The organism is Streptomyces griseorubiginosus (genome assembly GCF_017614965.1).
Lineage (GTDB): Bacteria > Actinomycetota > Actinomycetes > Streptomycetales > Streptomycetaceae > Streptomyces > Streptomyces griseorubiginosus_B.
In genome coordinates, this window is the sequence record NZ_WVUG01000009.1 from 1 (window position 1) to 24,343 (window position 24,343).

The window sequence follows — 24,343 nt, forward strand, 5'->3', positions numbered from 1 at the left end:
CCGTTCGGCCCGTCGGCCCCCTCCAGCACGGGAACCCCCACCCCGACGGCCAGCTCCCGGACCCGCGTCTTGTCCCCGAACACCGCCAGCACCTCCGGCGAGGGGCCCACGAACACGATCCCCGCCTCCGCGCAGCGGCGCGCGAACTCCGCGTCCTCGCTCAGGAAGCCGTAACCGGGGTGGAGGTAGTCGCAGCCGGTGCTCCGGGCGGCGGCGAGCAGGGCGTCGCCGTCCAGGTAACCGCTCACCGCTACGGACTCGTCGGCGAGCCGGGCATGGCCGTCGTCGCGCTCCTCGTACACGGCGACCGCACGCAGCCCGGCCTCCGCCGCTGCCCTCAGCACCCGGACGGCGACCTCCCCGCGGTTGGCGACGAGCACGGCGGCAGAACCCATGGAACCCTCCAGGCAGCGGACGTCATCGACCGGCCCGATCATGCTCATCGACGCCGTAGCCGCCGTCAACGCGCCGATCGCACCAGCCAGTCGTACGCGGCCCGCGCCGTGAACTCCGGCTGCCCGCCGCGCAGGAGCAGGTCCGCGGTGGCGAACTGCGGTGCGTCGGCCTGCGCGGTGAGGTACGGGACGGCGATGCAACGCATCCCGGCCGCGTGCGCGGCGGCGGCGCCGGGCGCCGCGTCCTCCACCACCACGCAGTCCGCCGGGGAGGCCCCGAGGCGCCGGGCTGCCTCCAGGAAGACGTCCGGCGCGGGCTTTCCGTGGGGCACCTCGTCGGCCGAGACGACCGTACGCAGATACGCGTCCAGGCCCGTGCCCGCGAGGATCGCCTCGATGGCCTCCGGTGACGAACCCGAGGCCACGGCCATCGGCACGTCCTCGGTCGCGAGCAGTTCCACGAACTCGCGCATCTCCGGGTACACGCGCGTGGCGGCGCCGGCCAGCTTTAGATAACGGCGGTTCGTCGCGGCGAGCAGTTCGTCGGCGGGGGCCGTCAGGCCGTACTCCCGCTTCCACAGCCGTGCCGTCTCCTGCGTGCTCACGCCGACGTACCGCTCGTGCTCGGTCCAGGTGAAGCCGGGGACACCGTGCTCGGCGAGGGTCCGGCGGCTCGCTTCGTAGTAGTTCGGCTCGCTGTCCACGAGTGTTCCGTCGAGATCGAAGATGACCGAGAGAGTGCCGAGCTTGCTCATGCGCCCAGCATGGCAAAGGTCATGTCCAGCATGGCAGAGGCCATGTCCGGGATGGCACAGGTCATGTCCGGGCCGACCGGCCGATCGACTCGACCAGCGGCAGCAGCCGCTGCGGAACGCGCTCGCGCAGGGCGACCTCGGTGCGGGTGCGTACGACACCGGGCATGCTGATCAGCTTCTGGATCACGTCCTCGAGATGGGCGTTGTCCCGCGCCACCACCCGGGTCAGCAGATCGCCGCCGCCGGTGATGGAGAAGGCCTCGACGATCTCCGGGACGGCGGCCAGCGCGTCCCCCACGTCGTCCAGGTGGCCCTGGGTGACCTCGATGTGGACGAACGCGAGGACGGGGTGGCCGAGGGCGGCGGGGGAGAGCACCGGGCCGGTCCCGGTGATCACGCCGTCCCGTTCCAGCCGGTCGAGGCGGGCCTGCAGCGTGCCGCGCGCGACGCCCAGGATGCGGGCGTACTCGCGCACGCTCGTGCGGGGCTGCTCCAGCAGCAGTCGCAGGATGCGGGTGTCGAGTTCGTCGACGGCCATGGGGCGGACTCTCCTCGTGCCTGGTCCGTTGGCTCGCCCGTGGCCGCCCCCGAACCGCCTTCACTGTACCAATGGCTCAGCATATCCCGCGCCACTTGAGCCAGGAGCGGTGCGGATGCTGCAATGGGCGCGTCGATGGCGCTGCGGACCCCGCGGCGCCTTTTCCATGCCGTGGTTCGCCGTTGGTTCGCCGTGGTTCGCCGTGGTTCAAGGGGGCGGGAAGCAGTGCTGAAGCGGGTGTTCGTGGCTCCGGATCCGGGGCGCGTCCGGCTGCGGTTCGCCGGCCGGGCGGTCGTCGGCATCGGGCTCGCCGTCGTCGTGTGCGCGCTGGCCGGGCTGTCCCTCGTCGGCGCCGTCACCGGCGGGCTGGCCGCGCTGCTCGCCCTGTTCACCGTCGCCGACGCCACGGTCCGCGGACAGGCCGTCACCACCGCGCTGCTGCCCGCCGTCGGCCTGCCGGTGCTCGCCGCCGCGGCGGAGCTGCACGACCATCCGGTGGCCCGCGACCTCACCTTCCTCGCGGTCGTCGGCGCCGGCGTGTACGCGCGCCGCTGGGGCCCGCGCGGACACAGCCTCGGCGTCTTCGCGTTCATGACCTTCTTCGTGGCCCAGTTCCTGCACGCCACCGCCGCGCGGCTGCCCGAGCTGTCCGCCGCCGTCGTCCTGTCCCTGCTGAGCGCGGCGGCGGTGCGGTTCGGCCTTTGGTGCTACGAGGACCGGCTGCCCCCGGCGCCGCCCGCGCCCGCCCCGCCGGCTGGTACCGGCCTCGCCCGCGTGACCACGCGCCAGGCCGTCCAGGCGACCGTCGGCGCGGGCTTCGCCCTGGTCGTGGGCCAGCTGGTGTCCGGGCAGCGCTGGTACTGGGCCGTCGGCGCCACCTGGTGGATCTTCGTCAACACCGCCTCGCGCGGCGAGACACTGGTCCGAGGCTTCCGCCGGGTCCTCGGCACGGTGATCGGCATCGGCCTCGGCGTCCTGATCGCCGTGCCGGTGGACGGGGCCGCCCTGCCCACGGCCGTCCTCCTGGCCGCCTGCGTCTTCGGGATCTTCTACTCGGCGGCCGTCTCGTACACCTGGATGATGCTCTGCGTGACCCTCCTCGCCGAGCTCCTCTACGGCCTCCTGGGCGTGCTCACCCCGAGCCTGCTGGCCCTGCGCCTGACCGAGACCGGCGTCGGCGCGCTGGGCGCCGCCCTCGCCGTCCTGTTCGTCCTCCCGGTCACCACGCACCGCACCACCGACGCCTGGATCCAACGGGCCCTGCGCTGTGTGCACGCCTGCACGGCGGAGGCCGCGGCCCGCCTCGCGGGCTCCCCGGACGCCGACCCCGCCTCCAGGGTGGCCGAGCTGGAGCAGCTGCTGGGTCGTGTACGACTGTCCGTCGCCCCCCTCGTGCACCCGCTCAACCCCTTGCTCGGCCGCAAGCGACGCGCCCGCCGGGTACTGGCCCTCCTCGACGACTGCGCCCGCGAGATCCGCGGCCTGGCCTCGGTCGCCGCAGACCCGGAGGCCTCGCACGACGCCCGCCTCGCCGCGGCCTGCTGGCGTGTCGAGGCCGCGGTCGAGGCCCTCACCGGCGACGGAACCGGCCAGGTCGCCCTCGCGCCCGAGCCTCCCGCCGCGGGCGCCCTGGCCCATCTGCACGGAGTGGAACGCGCCCTCGCGGAACTCGCCGCGCCCCTGCGCACACCGTCCGGATCCCCTCTGGCCGGCGCCTGACCATGCACCGGCACGACAGGAACCGTCCCCCCTCTGGTCTAGACCGCACGTGATCGACTGCTACCGTCACCCCCAGCGGCACAGAACCGAGAGGGGACAGCGGTGACGGATGGCGGCGTGCGGCGGCGGAGAGCCTTCATCGGGTCGTTCACGGCGGCGGGAGGGCCGGGGATCGTGACGGCGGCCGTGGCCGCGAGCGGCGGCGCGCTGACCGCCCTGAGCAGCGTGGACGGCGTACCCGACCCGTCGTATCTGACCCTGGCGCCCGGCGGGGGCCTCCTGTACGCCGTGAGCGAGACCAGTGAGGGCGCGGTGGCCGCCTACCGGGTGGCCGAGGACCGGCTCGAGCGGGCCGGGGCGCCGGTGCCGGTCGACGGGCAGGGCCCCACCCACCTCAGCCTCCACGCCGGGCACGTCCTGACCGCCAACTACGGCTCCGGCAGCGTCACCGCCGTACCGCTGCGCCCCGACGGCACCCTCGCCGACGCCCCGTCCGCCGTGCTCCAGCACACCGGGTCCGGTCCCCACACCCGCCGCCAGCAGGGCCCGCACGCCCACCAGGTGCAGCCCGACCCCAGCGGCCGCTGGGCCGTCAGCGTCGACCTCGGCACGGACTCGGTGCGCGTGTGCGCCCTGACGGACGGCGAACTGACCGTGCACCGCGAGATCGCCCTGCGCCCCGGCTCCGGGCCCCGCCACCTGGCCTTCCACCCGGACGGCACGCGCGCGTACGTCGTCAACGAGCTCACCCCCACCGTCACCGCCTGCCACTGGGACGCCGAGGACGGCACCCTCAAACCGCTGACCGAGACCCAGGTACTGCCCGCCGCCCCGGCCGGCGACGCCTACCCCTCGGGGATCGTCGCCTCGCACGACGGCCGCTTCGTGTGGATCGCCACCCGCGGCGAGGACGTCCTGTCCACGTTCGCCGTCGAGGGCGAGGAGCTGCGGCTGATCGGCACGGTCCCCTGCGGCGGCCAGTGGCCCCGCGCCCTCACCGAGTCGGAGGGCTTCCTCTACGCGGCGAACGAGCGCTCCGGCGACGTGACCTGGTTCGCCGTCGACCCGCACACCGGTCTGCCGCGCTACGAGGGCTCGATCGAGGTTCCGGCCGCGTCCTGCGTCGTCCTCGACTGAGCCTCGCGGACACGAACGCCGAAGGGCCCGGCTCCGGACTGCGGAGCGGGCCCTTCGGCAGTGTCACCTCGTGCCGTACGGGTCAGCGGACCGGCGCCCCCTGCGGCTGCTGCGGGGCGATGCCCAGGGCGGTCGTGTACTTGGCCAGCGCGAGCTTCCCGATGGCCGGGTAGGGGCCCAGCGCCTCGGCGGCCGCGCAGCCCGCCTCCTTGGCCGCCTCCTCGATCAGACCGGGGTCGATCTCCGGCCCTATCAGGTACGGCGCCAGCGCCAGCTGCTGCGAGCCCGAGGAGCGCAGTTGCTCGGCCACGGAGGCGATCGAACCGTCCTGGTCCAGGGCCGCCGCCATCACCGGCACGGCGAGGCGCGCGGCGAGCAGCATGCCGGTGATCCCGGCCGCCTGCACGGCCTCGTCACCGCCCACAGAGGCCAGGATGATGCCGTCCGCCGCGGTCGCCACGGTGAACAGCCGGGCGCGGTCGGCGCGGGCCAGCCCCGCCTCCGACAGCCGCACGTGCAGCGCCTCGGCCAGCAGCGGGTGCGGGCCCAGCACATCCGTCAGGTCGGCCGCGACACGGCTCTCCATCACGGCCTGGCGGATCCGGCGCAGCAGCGCGCTGTCGGGGCCGGCCAGCAGCGGCACCACGACCGCCACCGGGCCGTCGGGCTCCTTGATGTCCAGGCCGGCGGCCTTGGCCTGCTCATAGCGGGCCGTGCGCTCCTCGGCGGCGTGCGCCAGCACACCCTGGAGCGTGGGGAACTCCGTGTCGTCCCCGTCCAGGTACGCGATGCGCGCGTCCAGACCGGGGAGCTCGGAGCGGGCGATGCTCACGACCTCCTCGGCGAGGCCGCGCGTCGCGGCGCCGGGAGTGCCCGGCACCGCGAGGACGAGCGCGGGCGCGCCCTCGGGAGCCGCCAGCGGCTCGGGTCGGCGGTGCCGCCCGGGCTGGCGAGGTCGCGGCATTCGTACTGGCAGGCCGGACGCGGGTCCAGTGGGGGAGCTCATGGCGACGCATGTTACTGGCTTCTTGGGCTCTCCCGTTCGGGGAGGGTGCAGGTGAGCGGTATCCGTCCTGTTTTGTCTGATGAGTTACGCCGGAATCGTCGGTGATCGCCGTGCGAACCGGGCGCATTGCGGAGCCTTGGGATCAGTTGCCCTTAGTGGTCACCACGGACAACCCTTTGTGGTCACTACGGACAACCCTTTGTGGTCACCACGGACAACATCGCCGCGTCAACCGGCAGGGTGAATGTGCCCGCGGCCAGGTCGGCCGCGATGCGCAGGGCGCCGCTCAACGGGTCACCGGCCGCCGCCACCCGCCGGGCGTTCGGCAGCGCCCTCGTCAACTCCTCCTCCAGCGGCACGAGGAGGGGGTCGCCCAGGTTGAACAGACCCCCGGTGACGGCGACGTGCGGGTCACCCTCGGCCGGGCACACGGCCGCCGCGGACCCGGCCATGTGCCGGGCCGCCGCGCGCAGGATGTCCGCGGCCACGGCGTCGCTCCCGGCGCAGGCCCCGACCTGGGGCGCGAAGGAGGCGAGCACCGCGGGCCGGTCCGTACGGGGATAGAGGCGCCCGGGGATTCCGGACGCCGCGCCGAACAACTCCTCGGCGCGCGCCAGCAGTTCCGCCGATCCGCCGGGCCGTCCGTCGTGGGCGCGCAGGGCGGCCTCCAGCCCGGCCCGGCCGATCCAGGCACCGCTGCCGCAGTCGCCCAGCAGATGCCCCCAGCCGTCCGCGCGCCGCCAGCGCCGGAGATCCGTACCGACCGCGATGAGTCCCGTGCCGCCGGCGATCACGGCGCCGGGCCGCGCCCCGAGCGCACCGGTGTACGCGGTGACCGCGTCGGCGGCGAGAGCGACGGCCGGAACACCGAACTCCGCGCGCAGCCCCGCCGGAAGCCCGGCACGCAGGTCGTCACCGAGGCTGGCGAGCCCGGCGGCCCCGACAGCGGCCGCCCGCACCTCCGAGACTCCACTGTCGGCGAGCAACGCCCGCACCAGAGGCACCAGTCGCTCCATGAAGTGCCCGGCGTCGATCCCCCGCGCCCCGGTCCGCACCGGCCCCGCCGACTCACGCCGCCCGAGAACGGCCCCTTGGATCGTCCCCACGACGACCCGCAGCCCCGAGCCGCCCGAGTCGACCGCGAGAACACCGGCCGAACCCCGCTCGCCGGCGCGCCCGCCGGTCACGGCAGACGCCAGTCCACCGGTTGGCCGCCCATGCCGACCAACAGGTCGTTGGCGCGGCTGAAGGGACGGGAGCCGAAGAAGCCGCGGTCGGCGGACATGGGGGAGGGGTGGGCGGACTCCACCGACGGGAGGTCGCCGAGCAGCGGCCGCAGGTTGCGCGCGTCGCGCCCCCACAGGATCGACACCAGCGGCTTGCCACGCCCGGCGAGGGCGCGTATCGCCTGCTCGGTGACCTCCTCCCAGCCCTTGCCGCGATGCGCGCCCGGCTTGCGGGGAGCCGTCGTCAACGCCCTGTTGAGCAGCAGCACCCCCTGCTGAGTCCACGGCGTCAGATCACCGGTTGAGGGCTGGGACAGGCCCAGGTCGGTGTTCAGCTCCCGGAAGATGTTGATGAGGCTGCCCGGCAGCGGACGCACATCGGGAGCCACCGAGAACGACAGCCCCACCGCATGTCCGGGCGTCGGATACGGGTCCTGACCGACGATCAGGACCCGTACGTCGTCGAAGGGCTGCTGAAAGGCTCTGAGGACGTTCGGGCCGGCCGGGAGATAGGTGCGTCCCGCGGCGATCTCCGCCCTGAGGAAGTCCCCCATGTCGGCGATCCGCCCGGCGACGGGTTCCAGGGCCTGCGCCCAGCCCGCTTCGACGATTTCATGCAACGGTCGTGGTGCCACGCGCGTCACCCTACTGCCGTACGGGCAGCGGAGATCAACCGGTGGCCAAGGCCCCCCGTTCCCCCCTGACGGCTCATCCGACCACCGCGGCCCGCACACACAGGACGTCCGGCAGGTGCGAGGCCAACTGCCGCCAGCTGTCGCCGTCGTCGGCCGAGGCGAACACCTCGCCGTTGCGGTTGCCGAAGTACACGCCCGCCGGGTCGGCGTCGTCCGTGCACATCGCGTCCCGCAGCACCGTGCCGTAGTGGTCCTCCTGGGGCAGACCCGCCGACAGCGGCTCCCAGGACTTGCCCGCGTCCTGCGTGCGGAAGACCCGGCACCGGCGACCGGCCGGCACGCGGTCCGCGTCGGCGTTGATCGGGAACAGGTACGCCGTGTCACCGCGCCGCGGATGGGTGGCCGCCGCGAAGCCGAAGGTGGACGGCAGTCCCTCGCCGATGTCGGTCCAGTGGCCGCCCGCGTCGTCGCTCCGGTACACGCCCCAGTGGTTCTGCAGATACAGCCGGTCCGGGTTGGCCGCGTCGCGGGCGACCTTGTGCACGCACTGTCCGAACTCCGGGTTCGGATCCGGCAGGAACACCGCGGAGACCCCTGAGTTGGCGGGCGTCCAGCTCGCTCCGCCGTCCGTGGTCCTGAACACCCCGGCGGTGGAGACCGCGACCGTCACCGACCGCGGGTCGCGCCGGTCGGTGAGGACGGTGTGCAGGCCCTCACCGCCGCCGCCGGGCACCCACTTCGACCGGGTGGGGTGCTCCCACAGCGGACGGACCAGCTCGAAGGTCTCCCCGCGGTCCTCCGAGCGGTACAGCGCGGCCGGCTCGGTGCCCGCGTACACCACGTCGTCCTCCGCGGCGGCCGGATGCAACTGCCACACCCGCTCCAGCGAGGCGCCCGTGTCCTTGGGGAACTTCACGGCCGGCTGCGACGGTTCGGTCCAGGTGCGGCCCAGGTCGTCGGAGTGGAAGACGGAGGGCCCCCAGTGCGAGCTGTCGCCCCCGGCCAGCAGGCGCGGGCGGTCTCCCCGGGTGTCGATGGCCACCGAGTAGACAGCTTGCGCGTTGAAGTACGGACTCTCGTCGAACTCCCACTCGTCCCCGCGCCTGCGCCCGATGAACAGGCCTTTTCGTGTGCCCACGGCGAGCAGTACCTCGGTCATGCCGATCACCTCCGCGACGTCTCTGTCCCAGACACCGGCCAGTCTGCACCCCACCACTGACAGTCACCTCCCAAACCGCGTCGCCGCAGGTCAGACGGCGGTGGCAGGACGGACTCCGGGATCTTGTGGCCTCTTTCACGAACACGCCTGCGTGAGCGGGGTACTCGTGCGACCGTCGAGACAGGGGGAGTCGCCCTGAGCATCAGGGGACCTTCGCCCGTATGGGAGGGAGGTCGGGGATCGTTGTGCTCATGAGGAGGATGCCTTCGATGGCGTTCCGTGGTCCGAAGGTGTGGCTGTGGCGCTGGCGGCGCAACCCGCTCAAGCGTCGCGCCGACACGGTGGAGGCCTGGGTCGTGCTGGGTGCCTGGCTGGTGACCGTGGTCGCCGGGGTACTGGCCGGTCTGGCGGCGACCCAGTCCGTCGAGCACGGGCTGGCCCGTGAGCGGGTGGAGTGGCGCCAGGTCGAGGCGCGGCTCACCGAGAAGGCACCCGGGAAAGCGGCCACCGGCACGGGGACGGCCAGCGGCGACCAGGTCTGGGGCACGGTCCGCTGGACCGCGCCGGACGGCTCCGGCCACACCGGCCAGGTCCGGGTCCGTCCCGGCAGCCCGGCCGGCTCCACGGTCCCGATCTGGTCGGACCGCCAGGGCCACCTGGTCACCAAGCCGGCCACCGCCTCCCAGGCCCATCTGCGGGCCTCCCTGATCGGCGTCCTGGTCGGCATCAGCGCGGCAGCGGTCCCCTTCGTGGGCGGCCGAGTCCTGTGCGGCCGCCTGGAACGCCGCCGCATGGCCCAATGGGACACCGAGTGGTCCCGCTTCGGCCCGCTGTGGGGGCGCAAGACCCGGTGACGGGGCGACGAGGGGCACGCTGAAACCGGTGCTCTGCGGCGAGTGCCGCCAGGTGTATTGACCCCCGGTTTTGTTCACGCGGGTGATGGGTGGCCGGCCTCCGAGTGCGGTGTGGCAGCGGTGGTGACAGTAGGTGTGCAGGACGGGGACCGCCGGCTCCGGGTTCCCGCTGATGCGCCGCCGCGCACGCGGCCGCCGTCCGCTCCCACGGTTCGTCGGGTTCAGCCGTCGGCGGGCAGTGCGCGCTCCAGGATCGCGGCCACGCCGGCACCGTCGGGCAGGGTGCCGAAGGAGTGGCCCCAGTCGCCGCCCAGCCGGGTCGCGCAGAAGGCGTCGGCGACGGCGGGCGGGGCGTGCCGGACCAGCAGGGATGCCTGCAGGGCCAGGGCCATCAGCTCCACCAGCCGGCGCGCACCGGCCTCGGACCCGGCGGCCAGCAGTCCCTCCAGCCGGACCACGGCCGCGTCCAGCCGGCCGTCCGCGCCGCGCGCCAGGGCGAGTTCGTCGAACAGGGCGTGTGCGGTGGCGGGTTCGCGCCTGAGTGCCCGCAGCACGTCCAGGGCGTTGACGTTCCCGGAGCCCTCCCAGATCGACAGCAGGGGTGCCTCGCGGTAGTGGCGGGGCATGCCGGACTCCTCGACGTAGCCGTTGCCGCCCAGGCACTCCAGGGCCTCCGCGGTGAAGGCCGGGCCCCGCTTGGTGACCCAGTACTTGCCGACGGCCGTCGCGATCCGCCGGAAGGCCGCCTCGCCCGCGTCGCCGCGGACCGCCCGGTCGGCGGCCCCGGCCAGCCGCAGGGTGAGCGTCGTGGCGGCCTCGGACTCCAGCGCCAGGTCGGCCAGGACGTTGCGCATCAGCGGCTGGTCGATCAGCCGCGCCCCGAACGCGCTGCGGTGGCGCACATGGTGGCCCGCCTCGACCAGCGTCTTGCGCATCAGCGTGGCCGACATCATCACGCAGTCCAGGCGGGTGCAGTTGACCATCTCGATGATCGTCTTCACGCCCCGGCCCTCGGGCCCGACCAGCCAGGCCACGGTCCCGTCGAACTCCGGCTCGGAGGACGCGTTGGAGCGGTTGCCCAGCTTGTCCTTCAGGCGCTGGATGCGGAAGGTGTTGCGGCTGCCGTCCGGCAGGATCCGCGGCACCAGGAAGCAGGAGAGCCCCTCCGGAGCCTGCGCCAGCACCAGGAACACGTCGCACATCGGGGCCGAGGTGAACCACTTGTGCCCGCGCAGGGTGTACACGCCGGGCTCGGCGGTCAAGGCCGCCACGGTGGTGTTCGTACGGACGTCCGAGCCGCCCTGTTTCTCGGTCATCCCCATGCCGGCGAGCAGACCGGGCTTCTCCGTCGGGACCCGCAGCTCCGGGTCGTACTCCCTGCCGGTCAGGAGGGGTTCGTAGATCTTGGCCAGTTCCGGCTGGGCGCGCAGGGCGGGGACGGCCGCGTACGTCATCGACGTCGGACAGCCGTGCCCGGCCTCGGTGTGCCCCCACACCAGTCCGCCCGCCGTGCGCACGACATGGGCGCCGGGGCGGTCGTCCGCCCAGGGCGCGCCCGCCAGCCCCTCGGCCACGGCGGCCCGCATCAGGTGGTGCCAGCTCGGGTGGAACTCGACCTCGTCGATCCGGTTGCCGTACCGGTCGTGCGTGCGCAGCACCGGTTCGTGCATGTTGGCCAGTTCGGCCCACTCCTGCGCCTCGGCGCTGCCGGCCCGCAGGCCGAGCCGGCGGATCTCCTCCTCGGCCCACCCGGCGCCCTCCCGCCGCAGCCCCTCGAGCAGGGCGGTGTCCTGGGCGGCGTCGTAGGGCGTCAATGGAGGCGGCTGGTTGGTGACGTCATGGGTCGCGTGCGCGGGCGTGGGTGTCGAGGCCATTCCGCCATGTTGCACCTTTTCTTCGACCGTAGCAATGTTGCAACAAGGAGGCGCACGTACAGTACGTGCCCATGCGCATGAACGTGTCAGAGCCGTCCGGCGAGGTCGACCTGCGGCCGCTGTCCGCGCGCTCGGTCGTGCTGAGCCTGCTGCTGGGCACGCATCCGCCGGAGCTTCCGGTGAAGGACCTCATCCGCGTGGTGGAGCCGTTCGGCGTCGGCGGCTCCACGCTGCGTGCCGCGCTCAGCCGCATGGTGAACGCCGGTGACCTGCGGCGCACGGACTCCGTCTACCGGCTCAGCGACCGGCTCCTGGCCCGCCAGCGCCGCCAGGACGAGGCCGTGGACGCCCGCACGCGCGCGTGGGACGGCGACTGGGAGATGGTGGTGATCACGGCGACGGGCCGCGGCCCCGCCGAACGAGCCGACCTGCGCGCCCGTCTCACCGCCCTGCGACTGGCCGAACTCCGCGAGGGCGTTTGGCTGCGCCCCGCCAACCTGATCCGCCGCGTGCCGCAGGAGGAGCTGGCACCGGTGGCCCAGTCCTACACCGCGCGGCCCGACCGTCCCGCGCGCGAACTGGCCGCCGCCCTGTGGCCCTTGGACGCCTGGGCCGCCACGGCCCGTGCCCTGCTCGCCCACCTCGCCGGGGCGGACCTCCCGGCCGACCGCTTCACGGCCTTCGCGGCGGTCGTACGCCATCTGCTCGCCGACCCCGTACTGCCCCCCGAACTGCTCCCCGCCGACTGGCCGGGCGCGCCCCTGCGCACCGCCTACGCGCGGTACCAGCGGGAGATCACCGGAGCCGTCACCCGCTGACACGGCGGCCGTACGAAACGCCGCGCGAGTGCGCTTCGTACGGCGCCGCAGCCCCCGCCGGGCGCCTGCAGGGTGACCGCGACGACCAACGCCTGGAACACCGGTCTGACCGGCTCCCCCACCATCACCGGCACCACGGGCGACAGCGCGGCTCCATCCCGCTCAACGGGACGGCCGGAACGACGGGTTGACGACCGCCCGTGTCGCCGCTGCGACCGAAGTGCCCGACTTGGGTCGCCGCGGTCGAATTGCGCTTGCTCGGACCGGATGACCAGGCTGTGAGTGGGAACCCGACGTGTTTCGGCAAGCGACCTCAGACGGATCGAGGACAGTCATGGCTCGGCAGGAGCGACAGTCGTCGTCGGCCACCCTCCCGGAGCCGCTGCGTAACGCGGCGTCCGTGCTGCGGAAGGTGCCCGGCGCGGGAATGGTGAGCAGGGCGACCGAGGGGGCCCTGGACAAGGTCGGAGCGGTGTCGCCGCGCGGGCGGCGGATGGCGGTGTACGCGGGCGCGGGGGTGCTGGGCGTCGCGGGCGTCGTGGAGTGGCCCGTCGCCGTCACCGGTGCTGCGGTGGCCTGGCTGACGCAGCCACGGCCGAAGCATCCCACCAGCGGGGACGCGGTGAGCGCCGAGGACGGCGCACCCGCGGTGGAGGAGGCGATGAGCACTCCCGTCGGCACGGAACCGACGGCCGGCGGGGCCGTACCGCCGCCCGTCACCGAGGTGACGGCACCGCTGGGACCGACACCCACACCTCCGGGCGCCGACTCGGCACCCATGGGAACCGCCCCGGTCACCGACGCCCCCGGGCCCGTCTCTCCGCACCCTGGTGCGGAGGCGGCCCCCGCCGCGCCGGCCCCGGGCGCCGATGTTCCCGGACCGACGGCACCGGATCCCGGCGCCCCCGGTCCGGCCGAGTCCCTGACGGGGCGGAGCGACACGCAGGAACACCCCGACCGCACGACCGACTGAGGGCGCGCGATGGTTCTGGGAGTGCTGTCACGTCCGGCCGTCGCTCTGGTGGGATGGGCGGCGGTCGGGCCCCGGTTGCTGGTACGCGGGGCCGCGCCCGCGATGGGTGCGGCCGCCGGGGCGGCGGCCGGCACGGCCCGCGCAGGTGTACGAGGCGCGGACGGCGCGAAGTACGTCGCACGCGCCGTCCGCGCCTCGCTGCCGCGCGGTCCACGCCCCTGGCGGTCCGGCGCTCGCGCCCACCTGGCCCTGCGACCGGCGGACCCGGACCCCGACCTCGCCGACGGCGGACGGGAGCACCGGATCCGGCGGGTCGTCGAGGCGCTCGCCGAGCACCCGGACGTGGCCTACGCCTACTGGGACGGAGGGCTGGAGCGGCTGGTGGTGGCCGCCGTGGAGGAGGAGGCCGGCGACCGGGTCGTGGACGAGGCGGTCGACCTCGCCGCCCGGCACGGACTCACCCAGACCGACGAGGACGTCGAGGACTTCGGGCATCCGGCGGATCCCGCCGGGGTCCGGGCCGCTGCGGAGGCGCTCGGCGCCGACGTCGCCGGCATCGCGGTCGGCGTGGCCGGATACCTGCTGAACCTGCCGCCCTCGCCGCGCCAGGTGACCGCCCTGGTCACGCTGCTGCGCGAGAACCCCTCCGTGCGCGGCTGGCTGCGCGACCGGCTCGGGCGCACCCGGATGGACCTGCTGCTGGCGGTCCTGAACGCGGCCGCGCACGGCGCCGGCAGGACCCCGACCGCCCTGGTGCTCGACGGCGCTCTGCGCAGCCTCCAACTGGCGGAGACCGTGGCGCGCACGGCCGCCTTCGAGACGGTGCACGACGACGTGGTTGCACCCGGGCGTCCGGGCGTCGCCGCCGGCCACTCTCCCCGCCCGCCCCTGCGCACCTCCCCGGCGCAGGAGTACGCCACCAACGCCTCGGCCGGAAGTCTGCTCGGCGCGGTGGCGACCATGCTGGTCAAACACAACGGGACGGAGGCCGCCGAAGCGGTCCTCGCGGGTTCCCCCAAGGCCGCGCGCTACGGGCCCGCCGCCTTCCACGCCGTCCTGAGCACCACCCTGTCCCGCGAGGGCGTGCTGGTGCGCAACACCGAACGGCTGCGCGAGCTGGAGATGGCCGGCACGGTCGTCCTGCACCCGAGCGCGCTGCGCGACCCGGACGGCGAACCGGACGCGTGGGCCGAGCCGGTGCTGGACGCGGCCCGGCGCGCCGGCCTGAGCGTCGTGCTGGTGGACGACCCCGCCCTGTCCGACATCACGGGCCTCGCCGACCGGGTGGTCTCCCGCGACCGGCCGCTGAGCGAGGTGGTGGCCGAGCTGCGCGAGGAGGGCGACACCGTCGTCACGGTCGCACGCCCGCGGTCGGCGGACGACTCGGACGTGCTGGCCGGGCTCCTCGGCGGTGACATCGCCGTCGCCCTCGCCGACCACGACAGTGCCGTCGTCTGGGGGGCGGACGTACTGGCCCTGCATGGCCTGACTGACGTGTGGCGACTGCTCACCGCCATCCCCGCCGCCCGGGGGGTGGGCCGCCGCGCCCAGATCCTGGCCCGCTCCGGTGCCGCGCTGTCCGGGCTGCTGGTGGCCGTCGGTGAGACCCGCAAACCCAGCCGCACGCCCTGGCCCGGCCTGCGGCACACCCCGGTCGACGTGGGCGCCGCGGTGGCCCTGTTCTCGGGGGCACGCTCGGCCCTGCGGGTGGCCGCGACCCCCGCCCCGCATCCGCGTCCCCGCGTCGCCTGGCACGAACTGGACGCCGAGGACGTACGGAGCAGGCTGGAGGGCACACCGCACGAGGAAGCCGAGCCGGAGCCTGAACCGGCCGAAGAGCCCGGCACCGGCCACCCCCTGCTGGCGCCCCTGCGCTGGTCCGGGCAGCTCTTCCATGCGGTGCGCGAGGAACTGGACGATCCGCTCACCCCGGTCCTGGCCGTCGGCTCGGCGGCCGAGGCGATCCTCGGGTCCGCCGTGGACGCCCTCCTGGTCGTCGGCGCGCTCGATCTGAACGCCCTCGTCGGCGGCGTCCAACGGCTGCGCGCCGATCAGGCCCTGTCCAGGCTGCTGGCCGGCCAGAAACAGAAGGCACGGGTCGCGCCACCGGAGGACGACGCCGAGGACGAACCCCGGACCGTCGACGCGGCCAGGCTCCGTCCCGGCGACATCATCGAGCTCAAGACCGACGACGTGGTGCCCGCCGACGCCCGGCTGCTGTGGCAGGACGGTCTGGAGGTCGACGAGTCCGCGCTCACCGGCGAGTCCCTGCCGGTGGAGAAGCAGACCGACCCCACCCCGCAGGCGGCGGTCGCCGAACGCACTTGCATGGTCTTCGAGGGCACCACCGTCGCGGCCGGCAACGCCCGCGCCGTCGTGGTGGACACCGGCGAGCGCACCGAGGCCGCCCGCGCCGTCCACCTCGCCGCCCGCACCCCTCCGGCGCCGGGCGTGCAGGGCAGGCTGCAGGAACTCACCCGCCGCGCCCTGCCGTTGACGCTGGCCGGCGGGGCCGCGGTCACCACGCTGTCGCTGCTGCGCGGTACGCCCATCCGCGAGGCGGTCAGCGGGGGAGTGGCCGTCGCGGTGGCCGCCGTGCCCGAGGGGCTGCCGCTGGTGGCGACCGTGGCACAGCTGGCTGCGGCCCGGCGGCTGAGCCGGCGCGGTGTCCTCGTGCGCACCCCGCGCACGCTGGAGGCGCTGGGCCGGATGGACACCATCTGCTTCGACAAGACCGGCACGCTCACCGAGAACCGGCTGCGGCTGGCCCGTATCGCCTTGACCGACGGCGAGGTCCTCTCCGCCGCCGACGCGACCGACGCCCACACGCTGCGCGCCGCCGCCCGCGCCTGTCCGCGGCTGAACGGCGGTTCGGACCGCCCGGTGCACGCCACCGACGAGGCCGTGCTCGACGCCGCCGGGCCCGACCCCGAGTGGACCCAGCTCGAAGCGCTGTCGTTCGAGGCCGCCCGCGGTTACGCCGCCGCGGTCGGCCGGGTCGGCGACGGGCCGCGCACGTTCGTGGTCAAGGGCGCCCCGGAGACGGTCCTGCCCGCCTGCTCCGAACTGCCCTCCCACGCCTGGGACACGGCGCATTCCCTCGCCGCCGACGGACTGCGGGTGCTGGCCGTGGCCGAACGGCGCCTCGACGACGGCGCTCAGGACGCCGACGTACTCGACGCGCCGCTCGGGGACCTGGAGTTCACCGGTCTGCTGGCGCTCGCCGACGCGCCCCGGGAGACCTCGCCCGCGCTGATCCACGGCCTGAGCGAGGCGGGCGTACGGCCGGTCATGCTCACCGGGGACCATCCGCAGACCGCCCGCAGCATCGCCGAGGACCTGGGCTGGCCGGCGGACACGGCCGTTGTCACCGGCGACGAGCTGACGGCGGCCGACCGGTCGGCCAGGGCGGCGATGCTGCGGGACGTGGGAGTCGTCGCCCGGGTCGCGCCCGAGCAGAAACTCCAGGTCATCGAGGCGTTCCGGGACGCCGGCCGGGTCGTGGCGATGGTCGGCGACGGTGCCAACGACGCCGCCGCGATCCGCGCCGCCGACATCGGCGTGGGCATCAGCGCCCGTGGCTCGGCCGCCGCCCGCAACGCCGCCGACCTGGTGCTGACCGAGGACGACTTGAGGGTGCTGATCGACGCCGTCCACGAGGGGCGGGCCCTGTGGCACAGCGTCGCCGACGCCATCGCCATCCTGATCGGCGGCAACGCGGGCGAGGTGGGCTTCGGCATCCTCGGCACCCTGCTGGGCGGCCGGGCACCCCTGTCGACCCGGCAGATGCTGCTGGTCAACCTGTTCACCGACCTGTTCCCGGCGATGGCGGTGGCGGTCACGCCGGACGAGGAGGCGATACGGGCGACCGCGGACTCGCCGGAGGACACCTCCGACGTTCTGGGCGCGCCGCTGATCCGGCAGATCCGGCACCGGGCCGTCGGGACCACCCTGGGCGCGCTCGTCGCCTGGCTGTTCGGCCGCTTCACCCCGGGCACGGCGCGCCGCTCCAGCACCATGGCGCTGTGCGGTGTGGTCGGCACGCAGCTGGCGCAGACCCTGCTGGACCGGCGGGACAGCCCCCTGGTGCGATTCACCTCCCTGGGCTCGGCCGTCGTTCTGGTGGCCCTGATCCAGACCCCGGGCGTCAGCAACCTGTTCGGCTGCACCCCGCTCGGCCCGGTCGCCTGGGTGGGCGTCATGACGGCGATCGCGCTCGCGCTGCTGGGCCAGCGCGTCCTCGGCCGTCGGGAGGAGCAGGGGTGACGACCGTGGTCACAAGATGTTCGCACCATGAGTGCAGAACTCCCGCGCGTCCCCCCGAAGACGTTTGACCGGCTCTGGTTTATTGCTCGTCGGCCATGAACCGCCGCACGTCTGGGGCACGCATGAATTCGAGTGAGTACGACCGTCTGCCGGTGTACGACAGTCTGGTGAGGGAGCGCGGAGACGTCGTGACGGAGACCCGGGAGGTGGCCGAGCGGGCGCAGCACCAGGCGCGGGAGGCCCTCAGCGGGCACGCCTACCCGCCGCCCGGTCACCCCCAGGGTGCCGTGGCGTCCTGACCTGCACGAACCGGCGGCACTGGATGGGCACGCGCACGTCGGCACCGAGCTCAGGGGCCACGTGCCGCGCCCCCGCCGGGCCGGGCTGCGACGAACTGGCTAGACCACCTCTTCCCGGGACTCCTCGACGCCCTGTTCGCCGCCGCCACTCGGCAGGCCGTCCGGCTCGGGGACGGAAGTCGCCTTCGCGGGAAGGTGGTTGAACAGCAGGTTCAGGGCGATCGCCGTCAGGCAGCCCGCGCTGATCCCGCTGTCCATCACCGTCTGGAACCAGTCCGGGAACTTCTCGTACACCGTCGGCACCCCGACTGGCAGCATGCCCACCGCGACCGAGACCGCCACCACGGTGAGGTTGTGGTTGTCCTTGAAGTCCACCTGGGCCAGCGTGCGCAGACCGCTCGCGGCCACCGTCCCGAACATCACCAGACCGGCGCCGCCGAGCACCGGCGCCGGTATCGCCGCGACCACCGCGCCCAACTTGGGCAGCAGACCGAGCAGCACGAGGATGCCGCCCGCCGCGGCCACCACCCAGCGGCTGCGCACCCGGGTCATGCCGACGAGGCCGACGTTCTGCGCGTAGGCCGTGTAGGGGAAGGTGTTGAAGACGCCGCCCAGCACGGTCGACAGACCGTCGGCCCGCAGACCGTCCGCGAGGGAACGCGGCTCGACCCCGCGCCCGGTCATCTCCCCGACCGCGATCAGGTCACCGGTGGTCTCGGTCATCGTCACCAGCGCCACCACCAGCATCGAGACGATCGCCGAGAGGTGGAACGTCGGCGCACCGAAGTGGAACGGCGTGCTGATGCCCAGCCAGTCCGCGTCGCCGACCCCGCCGAAGTCCGTGAACCCGAAGGGGACGGCCACCGCCAGGCCCACCGCGATACCGATCAGCACCGCGATCCGGGCGAGGAACGCCGGCGCGAACCGCTGCACACCCAGCACCACCAGCAGCACGAACAGGGCCAGGCCGAGGTTCTTCGGCTCCCCGAAGTCCTTCGAACCGGCGCCGCCCGCCGCCCAGTTGCCCGCGACCGGCAGCAGCGAGACGCCGATGATCAGGATCACCGTGCCGGTCACCAGCGGCGGGAAGAAGCGCAGCAGCCTCCCGAACACCGGCGCCAGCAGAACGATCGCGAGCCCCGCCACGATCACCGACCCGTAGATCGCGGGCAGTCCGCCACCCGTCGTCCCGATCAGCACCATCGGCGATACCGCGGCGAACGTACAGCCCTGCATGATCGGCAGGCGCACCCCGAACCGCCAGAAGCCCACGCACTGGATGAGCGTCGCGATCCCGCACACCAGGAGGTCCGCGGTGATCAGGTACGCCAGATCCGCGGGCGACAGCTTCATCGCCCCACCCACGATCAGCGGCACCGCCACCGCGCCCGCGTACATCGCGAGCACGTGCTGCAGTCCGAAGGCGGCCAACTGCCGTACGGGCGGGACCTCGTCGACGGGATGGACGGGCGCGGGTGTGGTCATGGGGAACTCCAGGGCGGCGGAGGGGACATCCGAACAGGACGAGACCGTAAGCGGATTGAACAGTTTGTTGATTGCCGGGGTGTTGCCGCTCTGTGTACTGCCCACCCGTCCGCGTCCGACTCCGCTACGACGTGCGCGCCGCCGCCAGCAGCGAGTCCCAGTCGGCCAGCTTGACCACGCCCCGCCCCAGAGAGGCCCCGAGCGCCGCCTCCGCCCGCTCGATGGCCTGCCAGCCGGCCCAGGTCACCGGCTCGACGCCCGCCACGGACAGCGCGGCCACCGGGTCGTCGGGCACGTCCTGGCGTACGAGCACGTCGGCGTCCTCGAGCAGGGAGGTCACCGTCTCCTTGGCGTCCGGCCGGTTGGTGCCGATGACCCCGGTCGGGCCCCGCTTGATCCAGCCGGCCACGTACTCGCCCGGCACGACGACGCCCTCGCGCAGCACACGTCCCGCGAGATGCGGCACCGTGCCGTCGGCCGGGTCGAACGGCAGCCCCTCCAGCGGCACTCCGCGATAGCCCACCGAGCGCAGCACCAACTGCGCCTCGACGTCCTCGAACGCGCCGGTGCCCGTCACTGTGCCGTGCCCGTCGGGAGCCGTGCGCTCGAAGCGGACGGCGCCCACGCGGCCGTCATGCGCGAGCAGTTCGACGGGGCGCAGGAAGAAGCGCAGCCGGATGCGGCGCGGGGCGTCCTGGGGCGGTACCTGGGACCAGCCGCGCAGGACCTCCACGTTGCGCCGCTGGGCCGCGGGCAGCGCGGACGGGTCGGCGCACGCCGGGTCCAGCGCCAACTCGTCCGGATCGACGACGACTTCGGCGCCGGGCAGCCCGCTCAGCTCGCGCAGCTCCTTGGTGGTGAAGCGGGCCTGGGAGGGGCCGCGCCGGCCCACCACGTGGATGTCGGTCACCCGGCTCGCAGCCAGCGCGCCGAGCGCGGCCTGCGGCATGTCGGTCGGGCTCAACTCGTCAGCGCCCCGGGCCAGCATGCGCGCGACGTCCACCGCGACATTGCCCACGCCGATGACGACCGCCGACCGCGCGCCCCGCAGGAACCCGTCGTCGGTGGCGTCCGGATGGGCGCTGTACCAGGACACGAACTGCGTCGCCGACCAGCTGCCGGGCAGGTCCTCGCCCGGAATTCCCAGGTGCCGGTCGGTCGCGGCGCCCACGCAGTACACCACCGCGTGGTACAGCTCCCGTAGCCGCGCGGTCGGCACGCCGCCGGGGCCCACCTGCACGCCGCCGAGGAATCGCACCCGCTCGTGCTCCAGGACCGTACGCAGGGTGTTCTGCAGCGACTTGATCTTCTCGTGGTCCGGTGCGACCCCGTAACGCACCAGGCCGTAGGGACAGGGGAGCCGGTCCAGGACGTCCACGAGGACCTCGGGGTCCAGCTGGGTCAGGCTCTGGGCGGTGTAGACCCCGCTCGGCCCGGAGCCGACGACGGCGACACGCAGCACGGCGGAACTCCTCACGGCGGGAGATCGCTGACGCCCCAGCATCGCACCGCGCGTGCTCGGCTGACAGGGTGCAGGCGCGCCACACCCGTGCGTGTCCCGTTCGTATGCAAAGTGATCATGCGGTTACGTTGCGTGTGTGCTAGAAGCATCCTTTCTTAATCTTTCTGATCGTTGTCCGACGGACGGCGTCGTCTCCGTGTGGCCCGCGTGGGAAGTGCGGGAAGACAGGGGCAACACGTCCTGGTTCACCGTGCGGCTGGCCTTTCCCGACGGTGCCCGCGTCGACGCGCTCGCCGTGGTGAGCGAGGGATGCGTCTCCCTGGAGGACGTACGGGCCCTGCCGGCCCTCTCCCTGGACGACCTCGCGGTCCTCGCGGACTGGATCGAGGAGCCGATCTTCGAAGCGTGCGGCCTCGCACCGGAACCGGCCGGTGACCCCGGACCCGGCCGCCGGGCCCGCCCCGCCTGGCCCCGCGGCCTCGAAGGCCGCCGCCTCGTCGCCGAGGAGTACCGCGCGGCCCAGGAAGACGGCTACGACCCCGTGCTCGCGGTGATGCACGCAACCGGCCACAGCCGCCGAAAGACGCTCCGGCTGATCTCCCAGGCCCGCGACGCGGGCTACCTGACACCGGGCCACGCCCGCCGCTGAGTCCGACGGCTGAGGTGTCCTCCGGCGTCACAGCAGCGTGCGCATGCGGGTGATCTCCGTCGTCTGCTGGGCCACCACGTCGTCCGCCATCTCCTCGACGAGGAGGTTGTTGCCCTGGGCCTTCACGTCCGTGGCCATGGTGATCGCGCCCTCGTGATGGGTGATCATCAGGGTGAGGAAGAGCTGGTCGAAGGCCTTGCCCCGGGCCGCGCGCAGTTGACTCAGCTGGGCCTTTGTCGCCATGCCGGGCATGGCCTCGTGGGCGTGTCCGGCGGACTTCTCCGCCTTCCCGTGCGTCGTCAACCAGCCCCGCATGGAGGCGATTTCGGGGCCCTGCGCTGCTGCGATGCGTTCCGCCAGCCGCTTCACCGATGTCGACTCCGCGCGGTCCGGGGCCAGTTCGGTCATCTCCAGTGCCTGGCGATGGTGCGCGATCATCATGCGGGCGTACGAGACGTCCGCGGAGTTGGGTGAGTCGTCCTCGGCGCGCTGCGCGGCGGCGTCCGCGGCGGACATGGTCCGGTTCCGCTCACCCGGACCGCCCGGCACGATCACCGAAGGCCCGTCGGCCGGGGGTGACTTGGCCTGGGACCCCGACTCACAGGCCGTCAGAGCGAGCAGGGTCAGAAGACTCAGGAGCGCCAGAGATGCCCTGGCGCCGGCCCTCCTGCCCGGTCTGTCGAAATCCTTCATTGCGAGTTCGTTGCCCTCTGTTGATCTGCCCATGGCAAAGACGATACTTCGGGGATGCGTGAACCGTTCCGACACGGATGGAACAAGGGAGAAAACAGTTGATCCTGTCCAACGCGTCCCGAACGCGGCGCAGACGTCTGGGAGTCGCCGCCACCGCGGCCGGACTCCTGGCCGCTTTGCTGACCGCGGGCCCGGCCGCCGCGACCCCCGACCCGGGGGACACGCCGGCCACCGGCAAGGCCGTGTCCAAGACCGCACGGGAACAGGCCGCCGAGGCCATCGCGAGCGGTGAGATACCCGGCCAGGACGAGAGCGTCCACTCCGCCAACATCCAGCCCCTGGCCAACATCCCCAAGGACGCCCTGCCCGGCACCAACTCCGACCTCGCCTTCCAGGGCAGATACGCGTTCGCCGGCAACTACGACGGCTTCCGCATCTTCGACATCGGCAACCCGAAGGCGCCGAAGACCGTCGCGCAAGTCCTGTGCCCGGGCTCGCAGAACGACATCTCCGTCTCCGGCGACCTGCTCTTCCTGTCCACCGACTCCTCGCGCAGCGACAGCAGTTGCAACAGCACCACCCAGCCCGCGACCGAGAAGTCCTCCTGGGAGGGCATGAAGGTCTTCGACATCAGCGACAAGCGCAACCCCAGATACGTCGCCGCCGTCGAGACCGCCTGCGGCTCCCACACCCACACGCTGGTGCCGCAGCGCCGTGACGTCTACGTCTACGTCTCCTCGTACTCGCCCAGCACGGCCTATCCCGACTGTCAGCCGCCGCACGACGGCATCTCGGTCATCAAGGTCCCGCGCGACCACCCCGAGAAGGCCGCGGTCGTCAGCTTCCCGGTCCTCTTCCCGGGCGACGGCCCCGACGGCGGCGGCAACCCGGGCGCGCCCACCAATCCGGGCGTCTCCAAGACCACCGGCTGCCACGACATCACCGTCCTGCCCTCGAAGGACCTGGCGGCTGGCGCCTGCATGGGCGACGGGATCCTGTTCTCCATCAAGGACCCCGAGCACCCCAAGGTCATCGACCAGGTCCAGGACAACGTCAACTTCGCCTTCTGGCACTCCGCGACCTTCAACCAGAAGGCCAACAAGGTGGTGTTCACCGACGAGTTGGGCGGCGGCGGAGCGGCCACCTGCAACGCGGCCGTCGGCCCGAACCGCGGCGCCGACGGCATCTACGACATCGTCGGCAAGGGCGACAAGCGCAAGTTGGTCTTCCGCGGCTACTACAAGATCCCCCGCCACCAGGCCGACACCGAGAACTGCGTCGCCCACAACGGCTCGCTGATCCCGGTCAAGGGGCGGGACATCATGGTGCAGGCCTGGTACCAGGGCGGTGTCTCGGTCTGGGAGTTCACGGACTCGACGAAGCCGAAGGAGATCGCCTACTTCGAGCGCGGCCCGCTGACCACCGACGCGCTCACCGTGGGCGGCGCCTGGTCGGCGTACTACTACAACGGCCACATCTACGTGAACGACATCGCCAAGGGCCTCGACGTCCTGAAGCTCACCGACCGGCGCACGGACCCGGCCCAGCGGGTACGCCTGAGTGAGCTCAACGTCCAGTCGCAGCCGGACTACTTCGACTGAGCGGGCGACGGGCCGGGCTCCTCGTCCGGCCCGTCCCCGGTCGCGAAGTAGCGGGACAGATCCGTCTGGTGGGTCCCGCCGGACGCTTCCCCAGTGTCCGGCGGGACGCCCATCTCCCAGTCGAGCCGATAGCGCTTGAACAGCTCGGCCCGCAGGGTGGTGATCGGCATCGGCACATTCGGCAGGACCATCGCGTAGACGGCGCCCATCAGTTGGGAGCGGAGCATCGGATAGTCCGCGTCCTCGGAGCCGTGCCGGGCGACGGTGTCACGCAGCAGTTCGGCCAGCCGCTGCTGCTCCGGGCACTGCACGAAGCCCTCCGCCTGCAGGAGCCCGGCCATGTGCTGACGCATCAGCACCGGCCGCTCCTGGGCCAGTCCCAGGATCGCGTCGATGGCCCGCGCCATCCGCTCCCGTCCGTCCTCGGTGCGCGGCTCCCGCTCCAGCCCCTCCTCCAGCGTCCGGTGCATCAGCCGGTGCACCGCGGACTGCACCAACTGCCGCTTGCCCGGGAAGTAGTACGACACCAGGCCGCGCGCGGAACCGGCCCGGTCAGCGATGTCCGAGAGCGTCGTCGCCTCGTAGCCGCGCTCGGCCACCATCTCGACAGCCGCCTGCAGGAGCCGCTCCCGGGAACGTCTCCGCAACTCTTCATTGACCGAGGCGCTGCGCGGGGACATGCTGTAACTCCTGCGTTGACTGGCTGCCAGCCAACTATACTCAGCATGACCGGTCCGCCGCTTTCGCGGGCCTGGTCAGTGCTGCCGTCCGTCTGGGGCGACGCGGGGGATCGTCTCAG

The 24,343-nt window shown here is 73.2% G+C and carries 21 protein-coding genes; 9 read left to right on the forward strand and 12 right to left on the reverse strand.

Annotated features, from left to right (window positions below):
- From GRC12_RS03025 to GRC12_RS03035, 3 genes are all read right to left on the reverse strand, one after another.
- The coding region (locus GRC12_RS03025; protein ID WP_280117407.1) for a biotin carboxylase N-terminal domain-containing protein at nt 1-395 on the reverse strand (395 nt) is incomplete at its 3' end.
- A 65-nt stretch (nt 396-460) separates the two neighbouring features.
- Nucleotides 461-1,150 carry an HAD family hydrolase gene (locus tag GRC12_RS03030; protein WP_208777076.1) on the reverse strand — a complete coding sequence of 230 codons (690 nt, stop codon included), beginning with the start codon at nt 1,148-1,150 and terminating at the stop codon, nt 461-463.
- A gap of 61 nt (nt 1,151-1,211) precedes the next feature.
- Nucleotides 1,212-1,688, reverse strand: coding sequence for an Lrp/AsnC family transcriptional regulator (locus GRC12_RS03035; RefSeq protein ID WP_208777078.1), 477 nt, complete (start codon nt 1,686-1,688; stop codon nt 1,212-1,214).
- 225 nt (nt 1,689-1,913) lie between these two features.
- Here GRC12_RS03035 and GRC12_RS03040 point away from each other — a divergent pair, with 225 nt between their 5' ends.
- The gene (locus GRC12_RS03040; protein ID WP_208777081.1) at nt 1,914-3,407 is read left to right on the forward strand and encodes an FUSC family protein; all 1,494 of its coding nucleotides are present in this window, start codon (nt 1,914-1,916) and stop codon (nt 3,405-3,407) included.
- Nucleotides 3,408-3,509: 102 nt separating this feature from the next.
- Nucleotides 3,510-4,544 (forward strand): lactonase family protein, encoded by a 1,035-nt coding sequence (locus GRC12_RS03045; protein WP_208777083.1) that lies wholly within the window; start codon nt 3,510-3,512, stop codon nt 4,542-4,544.
- Between the two features lie 82 nt (nt 4,545-4,626).
- Here the strand turns inward: GRC12_RS03045 and GRC12_RS03050 are convergent, their stop codons facing one another.
- The 4 genes from GRC12_RS03050 to GRC12_RS03065 form a co-directional block, all read right to left on the reverse strand.
- Nucleotides 4,627-5,550: a sirohydrochlorin chelatase gene (locus GRC12_RS03050; RefSeq protein ID WP_208777085.1), complete on the reverse strand. Its 924-nt coding sequence runs from the start codon at nt 5,548-5,550 to the stop codon at nt 4,627-4,629.
- Between the two features lie 185 nt (nt 5,551-5,735).
- On the reverse strand, nt 5,736-6,737 hold the full coding sequence (locus GRC12_RS03055; protein WP_208777087.1) for an N-acetylglucosamine kinase: 1,002 nt from the start codon (nt 6,735-6,737) through the stop codon (nt 5,736-5,738).
- Complete coding sequence (locus GRC12_RS03060) at nt 6,734-7,411, reverse strand: uracil-DNA glycosylase (RefSeq protein WP_208777089.1); 678 nt, start codon at nt 7,409-7,411, stop codon at nt 6,734-6,736. Before GRC12_RS03060 ends, GRC12_RS03055 begins: the two co-directional genes overlap by 4 nt.
- A gap of 73 nt (nt 7,412-7,484) precedes the next feature.
- A complete protein-coding gene (locus GRC12_RS03065) occupies nt 7,485-8,570 on the reverse strand; it encodes a WD40/YVTN/BNR-like repeat-containing protein (protein WP_208777092.1) in 1,086 nt (361 codons plus the stop codon).
- 269 nt (nt 8,571-8,839) lie between these two features.
- Between GRC12_RS03065 and GRC12_RS03070 the strand changes: the two genes are divergently transcribed.
- Nucleotides 8,840-9,424 (forward strand): Rv1733c family protein, encoded by a 585-nt coding sequence (locus GRC12_RS03070; protein WP_208777094.1) that lies wholly within the window; start codon nt 8,840-8,842, stop codon nt 9,422-9,424.
- A gap of 221 nt (nt 9,425-9,645) precedes the next feature.
- Here GRC12_RS03070 and GRC12_RS03075 read toward each other — a convergent pair whose 3' ends face one another.
- Nucleotides 9,646-11,298 carry a DNA alkylation response protein gene (locus tag GRC12_RS03075; RefSeq protein WP_208777096.1) on the reverse strand — a complete coding sequence of 551 codons (1,653 nt, stop codon included), beginning with the start codon at nt 11,296-11,298 and terminating at the stop codon, nt 9,646-9,648.
- Between the two features lie 71 nt (nt 11,299-11,369).
- Between GRC12_RS03075 and GRC12_RS03080 the strand changes: the two genes are divergently transcribed.
- From GRC12_RS03080 to GRC12_RS03095, 4 genes are all read left to right on the forward strand, one after another.
- Nucleotides 11,370-12,116 carry a PaaX family transcriptional regulator C-terminal domain-containing protein gene (locus GRC12_RS03080; RefSeq protein WP_208777098.1) on the forward strand — a complete coding sequence of 249 codons (747 nt, stop codon included), beginning with the start codon at nt 11,370-11,372 and terminating at the stop codon, nt 12,114-12,116.
- Nucleotides 12,117-12,450: 334 nt separating this feature from the next.
- Nucleotides 12,451-13,089, forward strand: coding sequence for a hypothetical protein (locus GRC12_RS45295; RefSeq protein WP_244371958.1), 639 nt, complete (start codon nt 12,451-12,453; stop codon nt 13,087-13,089).
- A 9-nt stretch (nt 13,090-13,098) separates the two neighbouring features.
- Nucleotides 13,099-17,355 carry a cation-translocating P-type ATPase gene (locus GRC12_RS03090; RefSeq protein ID WP_208777100.1) on the forward strand — a complete coding sequence of 1,419 codons (4,257 nt, stop codon included), beginning with the start codon at nt 13,099-13,101 and terminating at the stop codon, nt 17,353-17,355.
- Nucleotides 17,356-17,477: 122 nt separating this feature from the next.
- A complete protein-coding gene (locus GRC12_RS03095) occupies nt 17,478-17,654 on the forward strand; it encodes a hypothetical protein (protein WP_208777102.1) in 177 nt (58 codons plus the stop codon).
- 99 nt (nt 17,655-17,753) lie between these two features.
- Here GRC12_RS03095 and GRC12_RS03100 read toward each other — a convergent pair whose 3' ends face one another.
- Both GRC12_RS03100 and GRC12_RS03105 read right to left on the reverse strand, forming a co-directional pair.
- A complete protein-coding gene (locus GRC12_RS03100) occupies nt 17,754-19,139 on the reverse strand; it encodes a nucleobase:cation symporter-2 family protein (protein WP_208777104.1) in 1,386 nt (461 codons plus the stop codon).
- A gap of 124 nt (nt 19,140-19,263) precedes the next feature.
- Entirely contained in the window at nt 19,264-20,601 is a 1,338-nt protein-coding gene (locus tag GRC12_RS03105; protein ID WP_208777106.1) for an FAD-dependent oxidoreductase, read from the reverse strand.
- 136 nt (nt 20,602-20,737) lie between these two features.
- On the opposite strand from GRC12_RS03105, the gene GRC12_RS03110 reads away from it, so the two are divergent.
- Entirely contained in the window at nt 20,738-21,250 is a 513-nt protein-coding gene (locus tag GRC12_RS03110) for a DUF6214 family protein (RefSeq protein ID WP_208777108.1), read from the forward strand.
- A 27-nt stretch (nt 21,251-21,277) separates the two neighbouring features.
- On the opposite strand, the gene GRC12_RS03115 is transcribed toward GRC12_RS03110, so the two are convergent.
- Complete coding sequence (locus GRC12_RS03115; protein WP_208777203.1) at nt 21,278-21,943, reverse strand: DUF305 domain-containing protein; 666 nt, start codon at nt 21,941-21,943, stop codon at nt 21,278-21,280.
- A gap of 98 nt (nt 21,944-22,041) precedes the next feature.
- On the opposite strand from GRC12_RS03115, the gene GRC12_RS03120 reads away from it, so the two are divergent.
- A complete protein-coding gene (locus GRC12_RS03120) occupies nt 22,042-23,544 on the forward strand; it encodes an LVIVD repeat-containing protein (protein ID WP_208777117.1) in 1,503 nt (500 codons plus the stop codon).
- Here the strand turns inward: GRC12_RS03120 and GRC12_RS03125 are convergent.
- Nucleotides 23,532-24,224 carry a TetR/AcrR family transcriptional regulator gene (locus GRC12_RS03125; protein WP_208777119.1) on the reverse strand — a complete coding sequence of 231 codons (693 nt, stop codon included), beginning with the start codon at nt 24,222-24,224 and terminating at the stop codon, nt 23,532-23,534. The genes GRC12_RS03120 and GRC12_RS03125 overlap by 13 nt on opposite strands.
- Nucleotides 24,225-24,343 lie beyond the last annotated feature (119 nt).

Bases quoted from the DNA above. Each gene is read 5' to 3' on its own strand.
- GRC12_RS03030 (WP_208777076.1), bottom strand. From the start codon at position 1,150: ATGAGCAAGCTCGGCACTCTCTCGGTCATCTTCGATCTCGACGGAACA.
- GRC12_RS03035 (WP_208777078.1), bottom strand. From the start codon at position 1,688: ATGGCCGTCGACGAACTCGACACCCGCATCCTGCGACTGCTGCTGGAG.
- GRC12_RS03050 (WP_208777085.1), bottom strand. From the start codon at position 5,550: ATGAGCTCCCCCACTGGACCCGCGTCCGGCCTGCCAGTACGAATGCCG.
- GRC12_RS03065 (WP_208777092.1), bottom strand. From the start codon at position 8,570: ATGACCGAGGTACTGCTCGCCGTGGGCACACGAAAAGGCCTGTTCATC.
- GRC12_RS03070 (WP_208777094.1), top strand. From the start codon at position 8,840: ATGGCGTTCCGTGGTCCGAAGGTGTGGCTGTGGCGCTGGCGGCGCAAC.
- GRC12_RS03075 (WP_208777096.1), bottom strand. From the start codon at position 11,298: ATGGCCTCGACACCCACGCCCGCGCACGCGACCCATGACGTCACCAAC.
- GRC12_RS03080 (WP_208777098.1), top strand. From the start codon at position 11,370: ATGCGCATGAACGTGTCAGAGCCGTCCGGCGAGGTCGACCTGCGGCCG.
- GRC12_RS45295 (WP_244371958.1), top strand. From the start codon at position 12,451: ATGGCTCGGCAGGAGCGACAGTCGTCGTCGGCCACCCTCCCGGAGCCG.
- GRC12_RS03090 (WP_208777100.1), top strand. From the start codon at position 13,099: ATGGTTCTGGGAGTGCTGTCACGTCCGGCCGTCGCTCTGGTGGGATGG.
- GRC12_RS03095 (WP_208777102.1), top strand. From the start codon at position 17,478: ATGAATTCGAGTGAGTACGACCGTCTGCCGGTGTACGACAGTCTGGTG.
- GRC12_RS03100 (WP_208777104.1), bottom strand. From the start codon at position 19,139: ATGACCACACCCGCGCCCGTCCATCCCGTCGACGAGGTCCCGCCCGTA.
- GRC12_RS03115 (WP_208777203.1), bottom strand. From the start codon at position 21,943: ATGAAGGATTTCGACAGACCGGGCAGGAGGGCCGGCGCCAGGGCATCT.
- GRC12_RS03125 (WP_208777119.1), bottom strand. From the start codon at position 24,224: ATGTCCCCGCGCAGCGCCTCGGTCAATGAAGAGTTGCGGAGACGTTCC.